The organism is Gordonia alkanivorans NBRC 16433 (assembly GCF_000225505.1).
Classification (GTDB): domain Bacteria; phylum Actinomycetota; class Actinomycetes; order Mycobacteriales; family Mycobacteriaceae; genus Gordonia; species Gordonia alkanivorans.
Genome location: NZ_BACI01000030.1, coordinates 12,857 through 29,260 on the forward strand (window position 1 = coordinate 12,857; position 16,404 = coordinate 29,260).

Sequence of the window (16,404 nt, forward strand, 5' to 3'; positions counted from 1 at the left end):
TGTCTACAGTGCGATGGCGGCGCCGCAGATGCCGCAGGCCTCGAACTCGCGCCGTCCCCAGCGCGCGATCGGGATGAAGAACACGGTGAACTGCTTGAACTCCCGCATCCGGGTCCACTGGGTGGTGTTGTGACAACGGGGGCACGTACGGGTCTGTCCTGCGCCGAGTTGCTGCTGCTTGGGGCCGTATCCGAAGACGAAGAACACTCCGTCATCGTATGCACGACCGCGACCGGCCCGTCCGGACTGGATCGAGACCCGGCACCCGTCAGTCGCACGCGTGTGCGAACATGGGACGCGTGAGCTCGCAGAAGAGGACCGGCCTGACCGCCGTTGACCTGGAATCTCTGTCCGCCGCACTCGCGGCCGGCAAGCGCGTGACCGTCTACCTCCGTGACCCGATGCCGTCCCTCGGACTCGACGCCGGGACTTCGGCGCGGGTTCTGTCCGTCGACGGTTCGACGGTGACGGTGCGGCCCAAGGGCGTCGACGATCAGTTGCCCTTCGAGGCCGACGAACTGCAGCGCGCACGTTCCGCCTCAGCACCCGCGAAGGCAGCCCCACGGTCGCCCAGGACCGCCCCTGCCGACCCGACACCGTCGGTACGCCCTGCGCCGACACCGAAAGCAGCTGCAGTGGAACCGAAGCCGACGCCCGAGCCCACTACGCGTCCGGAGCCCGCACCGCCGCGATCGGCCGCGCCGAAGTCTGCTCCGGCGAAAGCTGCTCGACGGTCGAAGAACACGACAGCGGCGGTGAGCGTGACCATCACGTCAGCGGGTGAGAGCCTCTGGACGGTGTCGGTGGCGCACGGGAGTAAGAAGGGAAAGCCTGCTGAGGTGACCGCTGACCGCGTGGCCCGCGCGATGCAGGAACTCGGCGACGACGCAGCGATCACGGCCGTCGACGAGGTCATCGAATCCGCGCGCGAGGCCGCGCAGAGGAAGATCGAGGAGCTGACGCGCGAACTCGAGAACGCACGAGCAGCGCTCGCTCACCTCGACGTCGGGCCCGCCGAGAGCTGACTCGAGTTCATCCGGCCGGCGGGGCGAAGAACTCCAGCGCGATGTTGTCCGGGTCCCGGAACGATATCCCTGATCCGTAGTGGGCGTGCTTGATGCCGCTGTGCGCGATTCCGGCCTTGTCCAGACGGGCAACCCATTCTTCGAGTTCGGGCCGAGTGCAGGCGAATGCGACATGGTCCAGTCCGACGTTCCGCTCGTCGAAACCGTCAGCATCCGACCCGCTCGAACTATGGGTGTGGAGTCCGAAAAGCGTTCCGCCGGCGAGTGCGAAGACCGTGTGATGGAAGTTGCCGGATTCCTCGTCCTCGTCCAAGACCGGTTTGGCGTCGAACAGGGTCTGGTACCAAGCGGTACTCGCAGCAAGGTCACTCACGGTGATCGCGACGTGGGTGAGAGCGGGAAATGCAGGCATCGGATGCCTCCTCCCAGGAAGGGCGCCGGATGGGAACTCCGGACGCACCGACCAGTTTATCGCCGCAGCCAGAGTTCAGGCCTCAGTCCGGGTCGGTGAACCGAGGTTCCCGGCGGGCCAGGCCGGCGTGCACGGCCTCGAGCTGGTTCGGTGAACCGATCAGCTCGACCTGCAGTGTGCTCTCCAGCAGCAGCGCGGCCGATGGGTCGGTACCGGTCCAGGTCTCGTCGTAGAGGCGCTTCGCGGCGCGCACCGCGTGGGGCGACTTCGCCGCGATCTGGTGGGCGAGGTCCAAGGCGCAGGCGAGCGGGTCGTCGGCCGTGCCGGTGACCAGCCCGAGCTCGTGGGCCTCGGCTCCCGAGAGCACACGACCGGTGAAGGTGAGTTCTTTGGCCACGTCGGCCCGAAGGAGGCGCGGGAGCGTCTGGGTGATACCCATATCCGGCACCAGGCCCCACTTCACCTCCATGATGGACAGTCGTGCGTCGGGGGTCGCGTAGCGGATGTCGGCGCCGAGCGCGATCTGCAGGCCACCTCCGAAGCAGTTGCCATGGATCGCGGTGATCACCGGCGCCGGCACGTGACCCCAATCGAGAGACACCCGCTGCGCCTGGTTTCCGCGGTCGGCGTCGTCTCGATCCAGCAGAGAGTCGGCGAGCCCATCGCCGCCGAGTGATGAGATGTCGAGGCCGGAACAGAAGCTCTTCCCGGCTCCGTGGACGACGACCGCCCGCACTCGACGATCCGCCGCCAGGTCGCCCGTCACCGCGAGCAACGCGTCGAACATCGCGGGGTCCAAGGCGTTGTGCTTGTCCGCCCGATTGAGCGTGACCGTCGCGACGCCCGCATCGTCGACATCGAGCAGAATCCGTTGTTCCGTCATCGTCTTCACCACCTCGCCGTGTGTCGTCGGCCGTGCGATGGGCCCGGCCACGTACTCCGAGCGCTTACACTACGGCGGTGGCGGAATCAGTCTGGGAGTTCACCGAATCCGATGGTTCGGTCGTCGTGCACACCGATGTGGGCGGGCGGGCGGCACGCACCGGCCACCGACTGACGATCGCGATGCGCACCTGGTCGGCGTCGGTGACACTGACCGACGACCTCGTGCCGACGAACCTGAGCGCCACGATCGCGGTCGACTCGATGCACGTGGAATCCGGGGAAGGTGGACTCACCCCGATGACCGGTGCCGAGAGGTCACTGGCCCGCATGAACGCCCTGAAGTCCATGGGCGCCGACAAGTACCCCGAGATCACCTATGCGGCAGATACATTCAGCACTACGGACGGTGGTTACCGAGCCGACGGAGTGCTGACGATCCACGGTCGGTCACACCCGCATGGGCTGGACCTGCAGGTCGTCGAGACCGCCGATGGTTGGCAGATCTCGACCGAGTCCACCATCACTCAGAGCGACTTCGGGATCAAACCGTATTCGCTGATGATGGGCACGCTGAAGGTCGTCGACGACGTCCGCGTCGTCGTCGAGGTGGCCCGCACTCGCTGACCAGCGGTGGCCGCGCGCCTGACTTGGCTCCGGTGCGAGTGCGTTCCGGTCGGTACGCTCGATGGTGCGCGATTTGTCCGCCAGGTCCGTCAGCCCTCGCGGGCTTGCGCCGGACGAGCCCGTCGGACACGCACGAGCTGGAGAGAACCATGGAAGCACTGATCCTGATCGCCGTCATCGTCCTGATCGTCGTCGGGGTGGTGGTGATCGCTCAGCAGCGCTCGGGCACCAACGCGGCCCGAAACCTGGACGACGCGAAGGCCGACGCCCGACAGGCGATCGAACGGCTCGGCGGGCAGGTGTTCATGCTGATCGGCGACGGCCCGGCGTCGAAGCAGGCTCTCGCCGACGCGGGCGAGCGCTATACCGCGGCGGGGTCGCAGATCGAGCAGGCCAACTCACCCGCGCAGGCGCGCCTGGCCAAGCAGACCGCCATCGAAGGCCTGTACTACATCCGCGCGGCGCGGATCGCGATGAACCTCGATCCCGGTCCCGCCATCCCCGAACTCGAGGGCCGGCAGAGGGCGGGCAAGGTCACCGAGGATCGGAAGGTCGAGTTCGAAGGACGCCAGGTCGAGGCGTCGCCCAACCCGTCTGATCGGACGCCGAACTACTACCCGGGTGGCCGTGTCGCCGGGCGGCCGGTTCCGGCCGGCTGGTACTCCGAGCCCTGGTGGCGGCCGGCGCTCGTGGCGGGCGCCTGGGGTGTCGGATCGATGTTCCTGTTCTCCGCGATGTTCTCCGGCATGGCCGGCGTCCCGTACGACGCCCAGGGCTTCGAGAGTGGCATCGGCGATGGATCCGACATGGGAGCCATCGACGGTGGCGCCGGAGGCGACGACTTAAGCGGGGGTGCCCCCGGCGGCGATGGCGGTTTCGGCGGAGACGGTGGTTTCGGTGGAGACGGCGGCGGTTTCGGTGATTTCGGTGGCGGAGGATTCGACTTCTGATCGACCTGAGGGGCATCGAAAACCGCGGTGTGTAGCCATCTTCGAGATGTCCTCCACCGGCAACGACCGCTCGGCGACTCGTGGTTCGATGTGCGGGTTTTGCGGCACGGTCCGCTCAACGGCGAAGAGGTCTCAGTACCTGGAATGGGCATAGACGTATAGCAAATGGAGCATCTTCGCATCCGCATGATGAGCCGGATGCAGCTCCTCCGCGACACAGACTAGAGCCGGCCTTGTCGACCCACTCGTAGCTTCCACCCTCGAACCCACTGGTCAGCGCACCGGCTATGGGTCAATCGCCCGTCCTTCGATTTTGGTGACACAGGTCACTCGACGCCCATATAGTTACCCAATGCCACTTAGTCATCTAAGTGACAGAGGACGGCGGCGCCGTTCCTGATCCCCAATTGAAAAGGACACACCGATGAAACCGTTCAGAGGCTCGCGCGTCGCCAAAGTGGTGGCCGCATCGTTCGCGGTGGTCGCGCTCAGTGCGACAGCTGCATGTGGCAGCGACGACAGCGGTGACGGCTCCGCGTCGGAGAGCGTCGCCGCACCGGAGGGTTCCTTCCCTGGGACTGCGGCCAGTGGCGAGCCGGTGAAGATCGGTCTCATCAACAACGAGGGCGGACAGGCCATCTCGATGCCCGAGAACCGGGAATCGGCCGAAGCCGTCGTCCAGTACGCCAACGAGAACCTCGGCGGAATCGGTGGCCGGCCCATCGAACTGGTCATCTGCAAGCAAGGTGAAGACGCCAATCAGGCCCGAGACTGTGCCAACAAGATGGTGGAGGCCAAGGTCTCTGCCGTCCTCATGACCAGTAGCGGCCAGGGCAATTCGATGGTCCCGATCATCACCGGGGCCGGCATTCCCTACGTTTCCGCAGCGGGTCAGGCATCGTCGGAGCTGACCACCGACGGCGCGTTCATGTGGACCGCAGGCCTGCCCGGCGCGCTCACCTCGATGGCGAAGTACTCCGCCAACCAGGGCATGAAGAACGTCACGGCCTACGTCATCGAGTCCCGGCAGCGACCGCCGGTGTCCAGGCGATGGGCGCCCCCGCCTTCCAGGCCGCGGGAGTCAACCTCAAGGTCGTTCCGATCCCGCCGGGCACCCCGGACGCCACTCCGCAGGTGAGCGCGGGCCTCGGCGACAACCCCGACGGTGTGGTCGTCATCGGTGAATCCACCCTCTGCACATCGGTGTTCAAGGCACTGGGCACGGTATCGACGACGGCCGAGAAGATGACCATCCAGCCGTGCTCCGATCCGGCCGTGGTGGAAGCGGTCGGCAACCAGAACCTCAACGGCACCAAGGTCTTCACCGCCTCGGTCATCAACGCCGACGATCCCGAGACGCAGCTCTACAAGGCGATCATGGCCAAGTACGCGCCCGACACCGACATCGAAGGATTCGCGATCATCGGTTACCAGGGCATGCTCGGCCTGGTCCGCGCAACCGAGTCGGTCCAGGGGACGGACACGTCGCCGGCCGCGTTGACCGCCGCGATCAAGTCCGCCAAGGACGTTGTCCTGCCGGCCGGTTACGGTCTCAAGTTCACCTGCGACGGCAAGGCGATGCCCGGCATGGTCTCGGTGTGCGGCAGCGGAGGAATCGTCGAGACCTTCGAAAACGGCGAGCTCGTCGACCCCCAGCTCGTCTGACCTGACGAACGTTCACCACACCCGCACGATCATCCGGAAGTCGGTAGATGACCCAAGATATTCAGTTCTTGCTCCTAGGGCTCGGCAACGGCGCTGTCTACGCAGCATTGGCACTGGCCCTGGTCATGACCTATCGGAGTTCGGGTGTGGTGAACTTCGCCACCGGTGCCATCGCGCTGTACATCGCGTACACGTACGCGTACCTGCGCGACGGCGAGCTTCTTCTCATCCCGATCCCGGGGTTCCCCAAGACAATTGATCTCGGGGGACCCCTGGGATTGGCACCCGCCATGGTGATCGCACTCCTGATCGCCGCCGGCCTCGGCGCCCTTCTCTATCTCTGCGTGTTCCGAATGCTCAGGACCGCACCAGCCACGGCCAAGGCGGTCGCCTCGATCGCCGTGATGTTGGTGATCCAGGCTCTGCTCGCCGCCCGGGTGGGCACCAGCCCGGTATCGGTGGATGCGATCCTGCCCACCGACATCATCGAGATCGGAGACATCCGCGTTCCCGCCGATCGCGTGTGGATCGCGGCACTGGTCGTCGTGCTGACGGTGCTGTTGATCCTCGCCTTCCGCCTGACCCGATTCGGTCTGGCCACCCGGGCAGCCGCCGAATCGGAGAAGGGCGCAATCGTCGCGGGCCTGTCACCCGAGCGCATCGCCTACGCCAACTGGGCACTGTCGACGATGATCGCAGGTCTGGCAGGCATCCTGATCGCCCCGATCGTCCCGCTGATCCCGGTGTCCTACACGCTCTTCATCGTGCCGGCCCTCGCCGCGGCGCTGGTCGGCAACTTCTCCGCGATCGGTCCGGCGGTCGCCGCCGGTCTGGGAATCGGTGTCTTGCAGTCGGAGATGACACATCTCCAGGCATCCGTCAGCTGGATGCCACAGTCCGGGATGGCCGAGCTCATACCCCTGGCGATGATCCTGATCTTCCTGGTGGTGCGCGGCAAACCCCTGCCGACCCGTGGTGCGATCATCCAGAACACTCTCGGTGCCGCACCACGACCACGAAACCTGTTGATCCCCACCATCGTCGGTGTCGTGGTCGCGCTGGGGTTCCTGATCTTCACCGAGGGCAGTATCCGAGGCGCGGTCATCGTCACCTTCACGGTGGCGATCATCGCCCTGTCGCAAGTGGTGGTCACCGGGTTCGCCGGCCAGATCTCGCTGGCGCAGCTGACCCTTGCGGGAGTCGCGGCGTACACGATGTCGCGCCTGACCACCGATTGGGGCGTTCCGTTCCCGATCGCACCGGTGTTGGCGGCCCTGGCGGCAACGGTGGTGGGTGTCGTCGTCGGGCTCCCGGCACTGCGGATCCGGGGCCTGCCGGTCGCGGTCGTGACGCTCAGCCTCGCGGTGTTCCTGGAGGCGTTCTGGTTCCGCAACAACGAGTTCAACGGCGGAATCGACGGGGCGGTCGTCAAAGATCCGTCGCTGTTCGGTCTCGACCTCGGCATCGGCTCCGGAAGCACCTATCCCAACATCGCATTCGGCATCCTGTGTCTGATCGTCCTGACGCTGGTCGGCCTGGGCGTCGCCCGGCTGCGGACCAGTCGTCTGGGTGCCTCGATGCTGGCCGTTCGCGCCAACGAACGCTCCGCCGCCGCCGCCGGGGTCAACGTGTCACGAACAAAACTGGTGGCCTTCGCAATCGGCGCGTTCATCGCCGGGATCGGCGGCTCCCTCATGGCCTATCAACAGACCGTGGTGGTTCCCGAGTCCTATGCCGCCATCGCGGGAATCGGCATGTTCGCACTGGTGTACCTCGCCGGCGTCACCTGCGTCTCCGGCGGCGTCCTCGCGGGCATCATGGGCGCCGGCGGCATCCTGTTCGTGCTGCTCGATCGCGCGGTCAACCTGGGCACCTACTACCACGTCATCACCGGCGTGCTCCTGGTCATCACCATCATCGCCAACCCCGAGGGCATCATCTCCGAGGTCCACAAGGCGACGAACTGGTTGCGCAACAGAATCTTCGGCAACCGCAAGGAAACCGATGCCGACCTCGACCTCGCACTCTCGTCCGGGACCGACACGACGGTCGAAGGGTTTTCGCGCGCACCGGGAGAGGTCATCCTGTCGTCGAAGGGGATCGGCGTCCGATACGGCGGGGTCACCGCCGTCGAGAACGTGTCGTTCGACGTCCGCGACGGCGAGATCATCGGCCTGATCGGCCCCAATGGAGCCGGAAAGACCACCTTCATCGACGCCATCAGTGGCTTCGCCGACGCCACCGGCAGTGTCAGCCTGGACGGCGACAGCCTCGACGGGCAGCGCCCCTATCAGCGCAGCCGCCACGGCCTGGGTCGCACGTTCCAGGGGATCGAACTGTACGACGACCTGTCGGTCCGTGAGAACGTCGCGGTCGGAACCACCGCCGCCCGGCATCGCCCGGACACCGCGACGCTGGGGGACGAGGACCTGGACCGCCTCTTCGAGCTGTTGCACCTCACCCCGGTGGTCGATCGCCAGGTGAAGGAACTCTCGCAGGGGCAGCGACAACTCGTCTCGGTCGCCCGGGCACTCGCCGGCCGCCCCCGGGTGGTCCTGCTCGACGAACCTGCCGCCGGACTCGACAGCACCGAGAGCCTGTGGCTCGGACACCGCCTCCGCGCGATCCGCGATGCTGGGGTGACCGTCGTGATGATCGACCACGACATGGAACTGGTTCTCGCAGTGTGTGATCGGATCGTCGTCCTCGACCTCGGCAAGGTGATCGCCATCGGAACCCCCGACGAGATCCGCAACGATCCCGCTGTCACGAGCGCCTACCTCGGCGCCACCCATACCGGCGAGGAGCTGAAGGGATGAGCCACGTACTCACCTGCACCGGCGTGGATGCCGGATACACCGGTCGCCCGTGCGTTCGAGGATTCGATCTCGAGCTCGCCGCGGGGGAGGTGCTGGCACTTCTCGGCCCCAACGGCGCGGGCAAGACGACGGTACTGATGACACTGGCCGGGTTGCTCCCGAGCCTGGCCGGCGAGGTGTCCATCGACGGTCACACGGTGAAGTCCGGACACGCACGGAGCGCGGCGAAGGCCGGGCTGGTGTTGGTTCCCGACGACCGTTCGTTGTTCACCTCGCTCACCGTCGAGGAGAACCTTCGGCTCTCCGTCAGGTCTCGGCGTTCCTGGCCGACGGAACGGGACACCATCGTGGAGACCTTCCCCCAGCTCGCCGACCGGCTCAAGGTGCCCGCCGGTGCACTCTCTCCGGAGGCGAGCAGCAGATGCTCGCGATCGGACGGGCTCTCGTGCAGCACCCCAAGGTCCTGCTGATCGACGAACTCAGCATGGGCCTGGCGCCGGTCATCGTCGAACGCCTGCTGCCTATCGTCCGCGCCGTCGCCGACAACACCGGCACCGCAGTGATTCTCGTGGAACAGCACGTTCAACTCGCCCTTGGTGTCGCGGATACCGCGATGGTCATGCGGCACGGAAATCAGGTACTGCAGGGCAATGCGTCGGAGCTGGCCGCGACACCCGAGGTGATCGAGAACGCGTACATGGGTGAGGCGTTCGCTGGACCCTGACATCGCGGTGGTGTGCCACACGCCACGACTACGGGGCGGACGTCCGCGGCTGTGACCTGCGAGGACCATCGTTCTGCGGTGTCGAAACCGGGGCCTCGGCCGTGTCCGTACAGAGGTCGTTGTCAGCCAGTTTCCTGCGCTGCGCGCCGGCGAGGATCCGTCAGGAACGAAGGTGCATCGAGGTGTCGCCGACGTGGGTGATGTCGCCGTAGTCGCGACTCGCGAAGTGCCGCTCACCGTCGTCGACAACGAAAGTGTCATGGTGTCGGCCGATCATGACGACGTACTCTCCGTCCGGCCCGTGCTGCACCACCGTGTACGCTGCCCGCACCGACCCGGTTGCCGGAGACGAACACTTCCGCTCGGCCGAAGAGCTCTGCGACACCTGTGAGGTCACCGCCATCCAAGCGTTGAACGTAACTGCGCAGCAGGGCCGTGATGGCCGAAGTCGGAGATCCCATCAGCCGTGGACTCGGACGGCCAGCGACCGGAGGCGGCGGACGAGAAGGCTTCGCTCCCAATGGGGATCGGCGGTGTCGACGGTGGGGATCCGAGCAGTTCGGCGACAACCGCCATCGGCAAACGTTGGGCGACGGCGGCGACCCAGTCGATCCGGCCGTCGCGGAGCCCTTCGGACCACAAGCGCTCGACGGTGACGTCGATGAACGGTTCGAGTGCACGAACCCGCTTGGCCACCAACGACGGCATGACCATCGCACGGTGGGCTTTGTGACTCGGGTCGTCGACCGTGGCCAACACATGGATGGGGGAGCCCAACTCGGCTATCGGGTACTCCTCGACCTTGCCGCCCTCTTTCCACACCATCGTCGCGGTGAGGTTGGAGGAGAAATCTTCGGGCCGTGCTACCGCCTCGGCGATCGCATCCCATCCCGTGACGAGATAGAAGTTCGAGTCACCGACACGGCTGACAGGAGCGGCTCGGGTCAGAGCGGACAGTTCTGGATACGGATCGTCAAGATCATGCACGCCACAAGGGTGTATGCCGTTGTCCCGCGCACCTAGCAGTGTCGGCAGGGTCGATACGATCACGGCATCGATCCGACCTGCGATTGTCTCAACGTGACGCTTCGAACTGCGGTTTGTCTCTGGGTCGTGGTGTCATGTCGTCTCACGGTGAGATCACGCTGACGGCTGCCGACATCGACCGGAACCGGGCCCGGGCTGGAGAAGGCCAGTCGGCGACGGGCTCGATCGACTGCCGCAGCGGTCGTCCAGCGACTCAGGTCAGCCGTGTCACCGGTTGGCCGGGGTGATCGCGCTATGCGGTCGCCTTGTTGCGAACCGACGCGAGTTGAGACGCGATCGGTATGTCGAGATCGGCAAGTGCATCGCGATCGACCGGCAGGCCCTGTGTCAGAACACGTTTGCTGAACATGAACTCTTGCGGACGATTGACGCAGTCGGCTGCGATCAGTTCTCCCGCTCGCAGGTAGAAGCAGGCGAACTCGCGGTCCGACGTCGGGTCCCCGCGGAGTACGACGCTGTCGTACCCGGTGTTGAGTCCGGCGATCTGCAGCTTGAGGTCGTATTGGTCTGACCAGAACCACGGAAGAGCCGAGATCGTCGCCTCCTTGCCGCACATGGTGGCGGCGGCGACCTTGGCCTGCTCACCGGCGCTCGGCACCGACTCGAGTCGCGTCTTCCCGTACCGCTCATCGTGATACGCGACGCAGTCTCCGGCCGCGGTGATGTGGGGGTCGCTCGTGCGGCCGTGCGCATCGACGATGATGCCGTCGTCGACGGCGAGCCCGGCTTCGTGCGCGAGCTCGATGTTCGGCCGGACGCCGATCCCGACGATCACGAAATCCGCAGGTACAGTCTCGCCGTCGGCGAGGCGTACCCCCGTCACGCGATCTGTGTCGTCGTCGCCCTCGAAGCCGACGACGGTCGCACCGGTCCGGATGTGAACGCCCTCTGCTTCGTGGATTCGACGGAAGTAGTCGGAGACCTCCGGAGCGGTGACCCGCTGCAGGACACGGTCGGCCGCCTCCACGACGGTGACAGAGAGACCCAGTTTGCGCAGCGATGCCGCTGTCTCGAGTCCGATGTATCCGCCGCCCACGATGACGGCGCGCTTGCTGCCGGGAACATCGGCGCGGATCGCCTCGACGTCCTCGGCCGTCCGAAGGTAGTACACGCCGCCGAGGTCGGCTCCCGGAATCCGTAGGCGCACTGGGCGAGCACCGGTACACAGGGCGAGCCGGTCGTAGTACACCGACTCGCCATTCGTCAGGACGACGCGCTGTTCGGCGCGGTCGATGCGTTCCACTCGAGCACGACGAACCTCGATGTCCTGCTTGTCGTAGAACTCGGTGCCGCGGATCAGCAGGTCGTCGATCCCGACGGTGTCCGCCAGGTACGTCTTCGACATCGGCGGACGGTGATACGGCAGGTACGGCTCGTCGCCGACCAGGACGACCTCGCCGTCCCACCCCGACGACCGAAGCTGCGCACTCAGTTGGGCGCCGGCATGGCTGGCCCCGACGACGACCGCACGCCCCGTGGTCATGACCGTGTCTTCGGCGTGAGTTCGACCATCAGCTTGCTGTAACCACGGACGAAGTTGGACTGCACGTACTCGGGTTCCTCGATGACCTTGATGTCATCGAAGCGCTGCAGCAGTTCTTCCCAGAGGATGCGCAGCTGCAGTTCGGCGAGACGGTTGCCCATGCACCGGTGCACACCGAAACCGAATGCCATGTGGTTGCGGGCGTTCGGCCGGTCGATGATGAGTTCGTCGGGGCTGTCGAACTTGGTCTCGTCCCGGTTGCCCGAGGCGTACCACATCACCAGCTTGTCGCCCTTGCGGATGAATTGGCCGTTGAGAATCGCATCCTTCTTCGCGACCCGTCGCATGTACGCGAGCGGGGTCTGCCAGCGGATGATCTCCGACACCATGTTCGGGATCAGGCTCGGATCAGCCTTGAGCTTCTCGAACTCGGCGGGGAACTTGTTCAGTGCGTAGACACCGCCCGACATCGAGTTGCGCGTGGTGTCGTTTCCGCCGACGATCAGCAGCGTCAGGTTGCCGATGAACTCCATCGGACGCTTCACTAGGTCGGCGGTCTTCGGATCGGACTGCAGCATGCTGATGAGGTCGAATCCCGGTGCCTCGCCGGCGGCGCGTCGTGCGGCCTTGTCGTGCCACAGCGCGCTGAAGGCACGGGTCATCTCCAGGGCTGCCGCGTACACCTCGTCGGGATCGCTGGCGCCGCCGGTGGCCTCTTCGCTGCCGGACGCGAGATCGGACCAGCGGACGAGACTGCGCCGCTGCTCGTACGGGAAGTCGAGGATGGTCGCCAGGGTCCGGGCGGTGATCTCGACCGAAACGCGATCGACCCAATTGAACGGTTCGCCGACGGGAAGGTTGTCGAGAACCTCGCACACGCGTTCCCGGATCAGCCCTTCCATCTCCTTGAGATTCTTCGGGGCGACGACGCCCTGAACGGCGCGACGCTGCTCGTCATGCCGCGGCGGGTCCATCGCGATGAACATCTCGACGTCGAGGCCCGGTGGGGGAGTGCCGATCACGATGAAGGGTTCGGCCGAGAAGGTCTCGTGGTCCTTGTCGACTGTCATGATGTCGTCGTAGCGGGTGATCGACCAGAACGGGCCGAACCGGCTTTCCGGCTGATAGTGGACCGGCGCCTCGGCGCGGAGGCGAGCGAAGTAGGGAACCCACTGCCCCTGCCGGTACATGAACGGGTTGCTCATGTCGATCTCGTCCAGACCGACTTCGTTGACCGGCGGGATAGGCTGCTCCACATAGGTTTCCGGCCGCGACTCGCCGAGCAGGCGAGCACGCGTCTTGTGGAAGAGCTGGAGGCCCTGAACCTGACGGTCCAGCGGGATGTTCGCCTGCACCGTCTCAACGACGCGGTCGAGGATCTGCATCAGTGGTTCTCCGATCGGTTCAGAACTGGAATTCGGGAAGATTGACGATGAGGCCGTCGTGCTCGGCGTTCAGCGCGATCTGGCACGACAGACGCGACGTCGCCTGGCAGTCGGGATTCATCTCGAGCATCTGCTCTTCGGCGACAGTGCGGCTGCCGGCCGCGGCGGCCCACTGCTGCTCGACGATGACGTGGCAGGTGCCGCAGGCGGCGTCGCCCCCGCAGTCACCGTCGATTCCCGACACGCCGTTGTCGGTCGCTACTTGCATCAGGTTCTGTCCCTCGACGAACGGGACCTCCTGCTTTTCGCCGTCGTGGGTGACGAAGGTGACGCTGGCCATGACTTCCTCCTCGGGTTGGGCTGCCCCCGGTGTGACGATTGCCACGTGTTGGCGCTGTCAACATGAGAATGGCCCACGATGTTGTCCTTGTCAACATCCGTTGGCACACATGTTGCCCGTGTCGCGTTCACCCAGGTAGGAGGACTGCACACGCGTCGGTAGAGTGACCGCCATGGCATCGGAGCGCAGCACCTACCACCACGGCAACCTTCGCAATGCCCTCATCGACGAGGCGTGGGAGCTGGCGCGCACCAGCGCGCCAGAGAAGGTGACCGTCCGCGAGGCGGCGCGTCGCGCCGGCGTTTCCCACAACGCTGCCTACCGGCATTTCGCGGACCGCCAGGAGCTGATGACGTCGATCGCCGATCGTGCCCTCGCAACACTCGCCGACTTGATGCGCGAGCGGATCGCGACGGTTCCCGACGACCAGGCCCCCGGGGAGGTCGCACGATCCCGGTTCCGGGAGACCGCACGTGCCTATGCCCTCTTCGCGATCGACGAACCGCATCTGTTCCAGGTGGCGTTCCACGCCGAGTTCTCGCGACCGGGTGTCAATCCGGACGTGTCCGCGCGCCGCGACGGCCCGTACGCCATCCTGCACAGCGTCCTCGACGAGATGGTGGCAGTCGGGGAGATCCCGCCGGAACGCCGCCCGGACTCCGAGATCGTCTGTTGGGCAGCGGTTCACGGATTCGCCGAACTCTGCATCAAGGGACCGCTGGGGTTGTTACCCGAAGCCGAGCGCGAGAACTACTTCGAGCGACTCATCGGCACGATCCTGCACGGACTGAAGGCCCCGCTCGGCTGACCCGTGAACTTCTGCGTCGCACGACGTTTCGACACTTCTCCACGGATTGCCCACCACCGGTGTTGAGCTGACGTATGTTCACCTGAACCCAATGCCGAGGGATTCGGGTATCTCCGCACGGGCGACTCCGCAGCAAACGCCGCTCCGGAACGATCGAATACCGCGGAAGAGGTACCGGATGTCAACGAGAGGTCGTCGGTGTCGTACGACGCGCCTGATCGCCGCCATAGCCGTCAGCGGTCTGGCAATTGTCAGCTCTGCGTGCAACCAAGAATCCGACGCGAGCACAGGGGAGTCGCTGCAGATTGTGCTGGGTTCGCCTCCACAGGCGTCGCAGATCCCATTGGTCTACGGCGTCGACCACTACGGCGGGGACCTCGGGCTGAACCTCAGCGTCGAACAGAACGTCACGATCACCGACACGCACACCGACGCGGTGAAGACCTCGTCCGACGCCGATGCCGAGGTTCTGGCGACGTCGTTCTCCGCGATTCTCGATGCGCGGAAACGGGGCGAGGACCTCAAGGTGTTCTGCCCGTACGTCAGCATGGACGACTTCGTTCTGGCCGGCGCGAACGGTGTGAACACGGCCGGCCAGCTGTTCGAGACGTCGACCCGCGTGGGCATCGACAGCCCGGGCGGCGCCGGCGCCATCGTCCTCAACGCGCTGTTGAGCGGCATCGGCGAGCCCCGGGACGTCCACGAGATCCCGAATCCGAAGATCATCGAAAGCTCAAGCGCCCGAACCGAAGCGTGGGCTACAGGACAGCTCGACGCCACCGTCATCCACGACACGCAGTACGACGCCGCCCACTCAACGGTGAACCGGCCGGTCCTGATCGCCACCCTTTACGAAAACTCCCCCGGTTTCGTCAAGGTGGCCCAAGCCGCCGAGGCGGACTGGCTCGCACAGAATCGTGAACTGGCCGCGCAGTACTGCGCCACCACGCTGCGGGCGATGAAGGAACTGAAGAGCGACTTCGCCGTCTTCCGGGCTGCGGTCGGCGCGTACGTCGAAGAACCGCCGTCCGACCAGTCACTCAGAGAGCTCTACGACCTCATCCAGAAGTATCCGTTCTGGACAGCAGACGGCGGGCTCTCCGACGAGAGTGTGGAATTCATGATCGACATCGCTACCGAGTCGGGCGTCCTGACCAGACCGATGAATGCCGCCGATGTCGTCGACCGGGAGACTCTGCGTAGGGCCGTCGAACTCGCGAACACGCCGTCGACGGGGTAGTACTCACTTCCTGCCTGAGGGCACGTCGTTGCGGTCGGAGTCGGGCCCGGGCGCTTGGCGTTCCTGCTCGACCAGTTCCTTGGTCCGGAGCAGGCGCAAGGCCGTCACCAGCACGATGCCGCCGATGATGTTGAACACGACGGTGTACCAGAACCATGACAACCACCCGACGACGGTGACCCCGCCGCCGACCTGGATCGCTCCGAAGATGAGCAGCGAGTCGAGGACGGAGTGGAACAGCTGTAGACCCGCCAGCAGAAACGCTGTTCCGACAGTCGCCGCGATCTTGGCCGGGTCGGACGACGTGCCCTGCTGCATCCGGGTCAGGAGAGTCATGACGGCTCCACCGAGTACCGCCAGACAAATGCTCTGCAACGACAGCGGGGCGTCGACGAAGTGGTGTGCCGACTCCGACAGGGTCTCGTTCCATTCCGGAAACGATCGCGTGATCAGCCACATGATGACCCAACCTCCGAGGAGGTTGGCGAGCAGTGTGCCGACCCAGAGCTTGATCAGCTGAAGAACAGACCCCTTACGCGCCACCACCGCGGCGATGGGCATCAGGAAGTCCTCGGTGAACAGCTCGCTGTGCGCGAGGTATATCGCGATGAGTCCGATGCTGAAGGCGAGGCCTCCCAGGAGGTGGCTGCCGGTTTCGTGGACGACGGCCAGCATCGCCATGACGCCGAGTCCGACCTCCAGCCCACCGAAGAAGCCGGTGATGAGAACTGTGCGCACCGCCCGGTACAGGCGTTCGGTGCCCTCGGTCACGACTTCGTCGAAGCTCTCCTCGAGTTGCTGTTCGAGGGGGCCGTCCGCGCGACCGGCCGCGCGTCGGTCGTCCTCGTGGTCCCGCTGGTTCGCAGTCATCGCCATTCCTCTCGGAACGCGGGGCAGGCGCCACGCACCGCCCCTGCGCGGTCCCGCGCTGCTGCAGGTGCGACCCGAATGCTACGCGTCGTCGACGACTACGCAGGGGAACCGACCGATGCACGGC

The 16,404-nt window shown here is 65.6% G+C and carries 16 protein-coding genes and 1 pseudogene; 9 read left to right on the top strand and 8 right to left on the bottom strand.

Annotation, left to right across the window (positions count from 1 at the left end; translation table 11 throughout):
• Nucleotides 1-3 precede the first annotated feature (3 nt).
• Nucleotides 4-207: a zinc-ribbon domain-containing protein gene (locus tag GOALK_RS04360; RefSeq protein ID WP_006357587.1), complete on the bottom strand. Its 204-nt coding sequence runs from the start codon at nt 205-207 to the stop codon at nt 4-6.
• An 83-nt stretch (nt 208-290) separates the two neighbouring features.
• Here GOALK_RS04360 and GOALK_RS04365 point away from each other — a divergent pair, with 83 nt between their 5' ends.
• Nucleotides 291-1,025, top strand: a complete 735-nt coding sequence (locus GOALK_RS04365; RefSeq protein WP_006357588.1) for a DUF6319 family protein — start codon at nt 291-293, stop codon at nt 1,023-1,025.
• 7 nt (nt 1,026-1,032) lie between these two features.
• Here GOALK_RS04365 and GOALK_RS04370 read toward each other — a convergent pair whose 3' ends face one another.
• Both GOALK_RS04370 and GOALK_RS04375 read right to left on the bottom strand, forming a co-directional pair.
• Nucleotides 1,033-1,437 carry a VOC family protein gene (locus GOALK_RS04370; protein WP_006357589.1) on the bottom strand — a complete coding sequence of 135 codons (405 nt, stop codon included), beginning with the start codon at nt 1,435-1,437 and terminating at the stop codon, nt 1,033-1,035.
• Between the two features lie 82 nt (nt 1,438-1,519).
• Nucleotides 1,520-2,320 (bottom strand): crotonase/enoyl-CoA hydratase family protein, encoded by an 801-nt coding sequence (locus GOALK_RS04375; RefSeq protein WP_006357590.1) that lies wholly within the window; start codon nt 2,318-2,320, stop codon nt 1,520-1,522.
• A gap of 77 nt (nt 2,321-2,397) precedes the next feature.
• Here GOALK_RS04375 and GOALK_RS04380 point away from each other — a divergent pair, with 77 nt between their 5' ends.
• The 6 genes and pseudogenes from GOALK_RS04380 (at nt 2,398) to GOALK_RS04400 (ending at nt 9,104) form a co-directional block, all read left to right on the top strand.
• Nucleotides 2,398-2,946, top strand: a complete 549-nt coding sequence (locus GOALK_RS04380) for a YceI family protein (protein ID WP_006357591.1) — start codon at nt 2,398-2,400, stop codon at nt 2,944-2,946.
• A 149-nt stretch (nt 2,947-3,095) separates the two neighbouring features.
• Entirely contained in the window at nt 3,096-3,896 is an 801-nt protein-coding gene (locus tag GOALK_RS04385; RefSeq protein WP_006357592.1) for a hypothetical protein, read from the top strand.
• A gap of 424 nt (nt 3,897-4,320) precedes the next feature.
• Complete coding sequence (locus GOALK_RS24535) at nt 4,321-5,034, top strand: ABC transporter substrate-binding protein (RefSeq protein ID WP_006357593.1); 714 nt, start codon at nt 4,321-4,323, stop codon at nt 5,032-5,034.
• The gene (locus GOALK_RS24540) at nt 4,947-5,561 is read left to right on the top strand and encodes an ABC transporter substrate-binding protein (protein WP_006357594.1); all 615 of its coding nucleotides are present in this window, start codon (nt 4,947-4,949) and stop codon (nt 5,559-5,561) included. Before GOALK_RS24535 ends, GOALK_RS24540 begins: the two co-directional genes overlap by 88 nt.
• A gap of 47 nt (nt 5,562-5,608) precedes the next feature.
• On the top strand, nt 5,609-8,380 hold the full coding sequence (locus GOALK_RS04395) for a branched-chain amino acid ABC transporter permease/ATP-binding protein (protein ID WP_006357595.1): 2,772 nt from the start codon (nt 5,609-5,611) through the stop codon (nt 8,378-8,380).
• Nucleotides 8,377-9,104, top strand: a pseudogene (locus GOALK_RS04400) (ABC transporter ATP-binding protein). The gene GOALK_RS04395 and the pseudogene GOALK_RS04400 overlap by 4 nt, the downstream one beginning before the upstream one ends.
• Before the next feature lie 393 nt (nt 9,105-9,497).
• Here the strand turns inward: GOALK_RS04400 and GOALK_RS04410 are convergent.
• The 4 genes from GOALK_RS04410 to GOALK_RS04425 form a co-directional block, all read right to left on the bottom strand.
• Nucleotides 9,498-10,091 (bottom strand): cytochrome P450 family protein, encoded by a 594-nt coding sequence (locus GOALK_RS04410; RefSeq protein WP_231380859.1) that lies wholly within the window; start codon nt 10,089-10,091, stop codon nt 9,498-9,500.
• A gap of 292 nt (nt 10,092-10,383) precedes the next feature.
• A complete protein-coding gene (locus tag GOALK_RS04415) occupies nt 10,384-11,634 on the bottom strand; it encodes an NAD(P)/FAD-dependent oxidoreductase (RefSeq protein ID WP_006357600.1) in 1,251 nt (416 codons plus the stop codon).
• A complete protein-coding gene (locus tag GOALK_RS04420) occupies nt 11,631-13,019 on the bottom strand; it encodes a cytochrome P450 (protein WP_006357601.1) in 1,389 nt (462 codons plus the stop codon). Before GOALK_RS04420 ends, GOALK_RS04415 begins: the two co-directional genes overlap by 4 nt.
• Before the next feature lie 19 nt (nt 13,020-13,038).
• The gene (locus GOALK_RS04425; RefSeq protein WP_006357602.1) at nt 13,039-13,359 is read right to left on the bottom strand and encodes a 2Fe-2S iron-sulfur cluster-binding protein; all 321 of its coding nucleotides are present in this window, start codon (nt 13,357-13,359) and stop codon (nt 13,039-13,041) included.
• Nucleotides 13,360-13,531: 172 nt separating this feature from the next.
• Here GOALK_RS04425 and GOALK_RS04430 point away from each other — a divergent pair, with 172 nt between their 5' ends.
• Together GOALK_RS04430 and GOALK_RS24190 are read left to right on the top strand one after the other, a co-directional pair.
• Entirely contained in the window at nt 13,532-14,167 is a 636-nt protein-coding gene (locus GOALK_RS04430; protein ID WP_040004000.1) for a TetR/AcrR family transcriptional regulator, read from the top strand.
• 307 nt (nt 14,168-14,474) lie between these two features.
• Nucleotides 14,475-15,407 carry a substrate-binding domain-containing protein gene (locus GOALK_RS24190; RefSeq protein WP_006357604.1) on the top strand — a complete coding sequence of 311 codons (933 nt, stop codon included), beginning with the start codon at nt 14,475-14,477 and terminating at the stop codon, nt 15,405-15,407.
• A gap of 3 nt (nt 15,408-15,410) precedes the next feature.
• Here the strand turns inward: GOALK_RS24190 and GOALK_RS04440 are convergent, their stop codons facing one another.
• Nucleotides 15,411-16,277, bottom strand: a complete 867-nt coding sequence (locus GOALK_RS04440; protein WP_040004005.1) for a formate/nitrite transporter family protein — start codon at nt 16,275-16,277, stop codon at nt 15,411-15,413.
• Nucleotides 16,278-16,404: the final 127 nt, after the last annotated feature.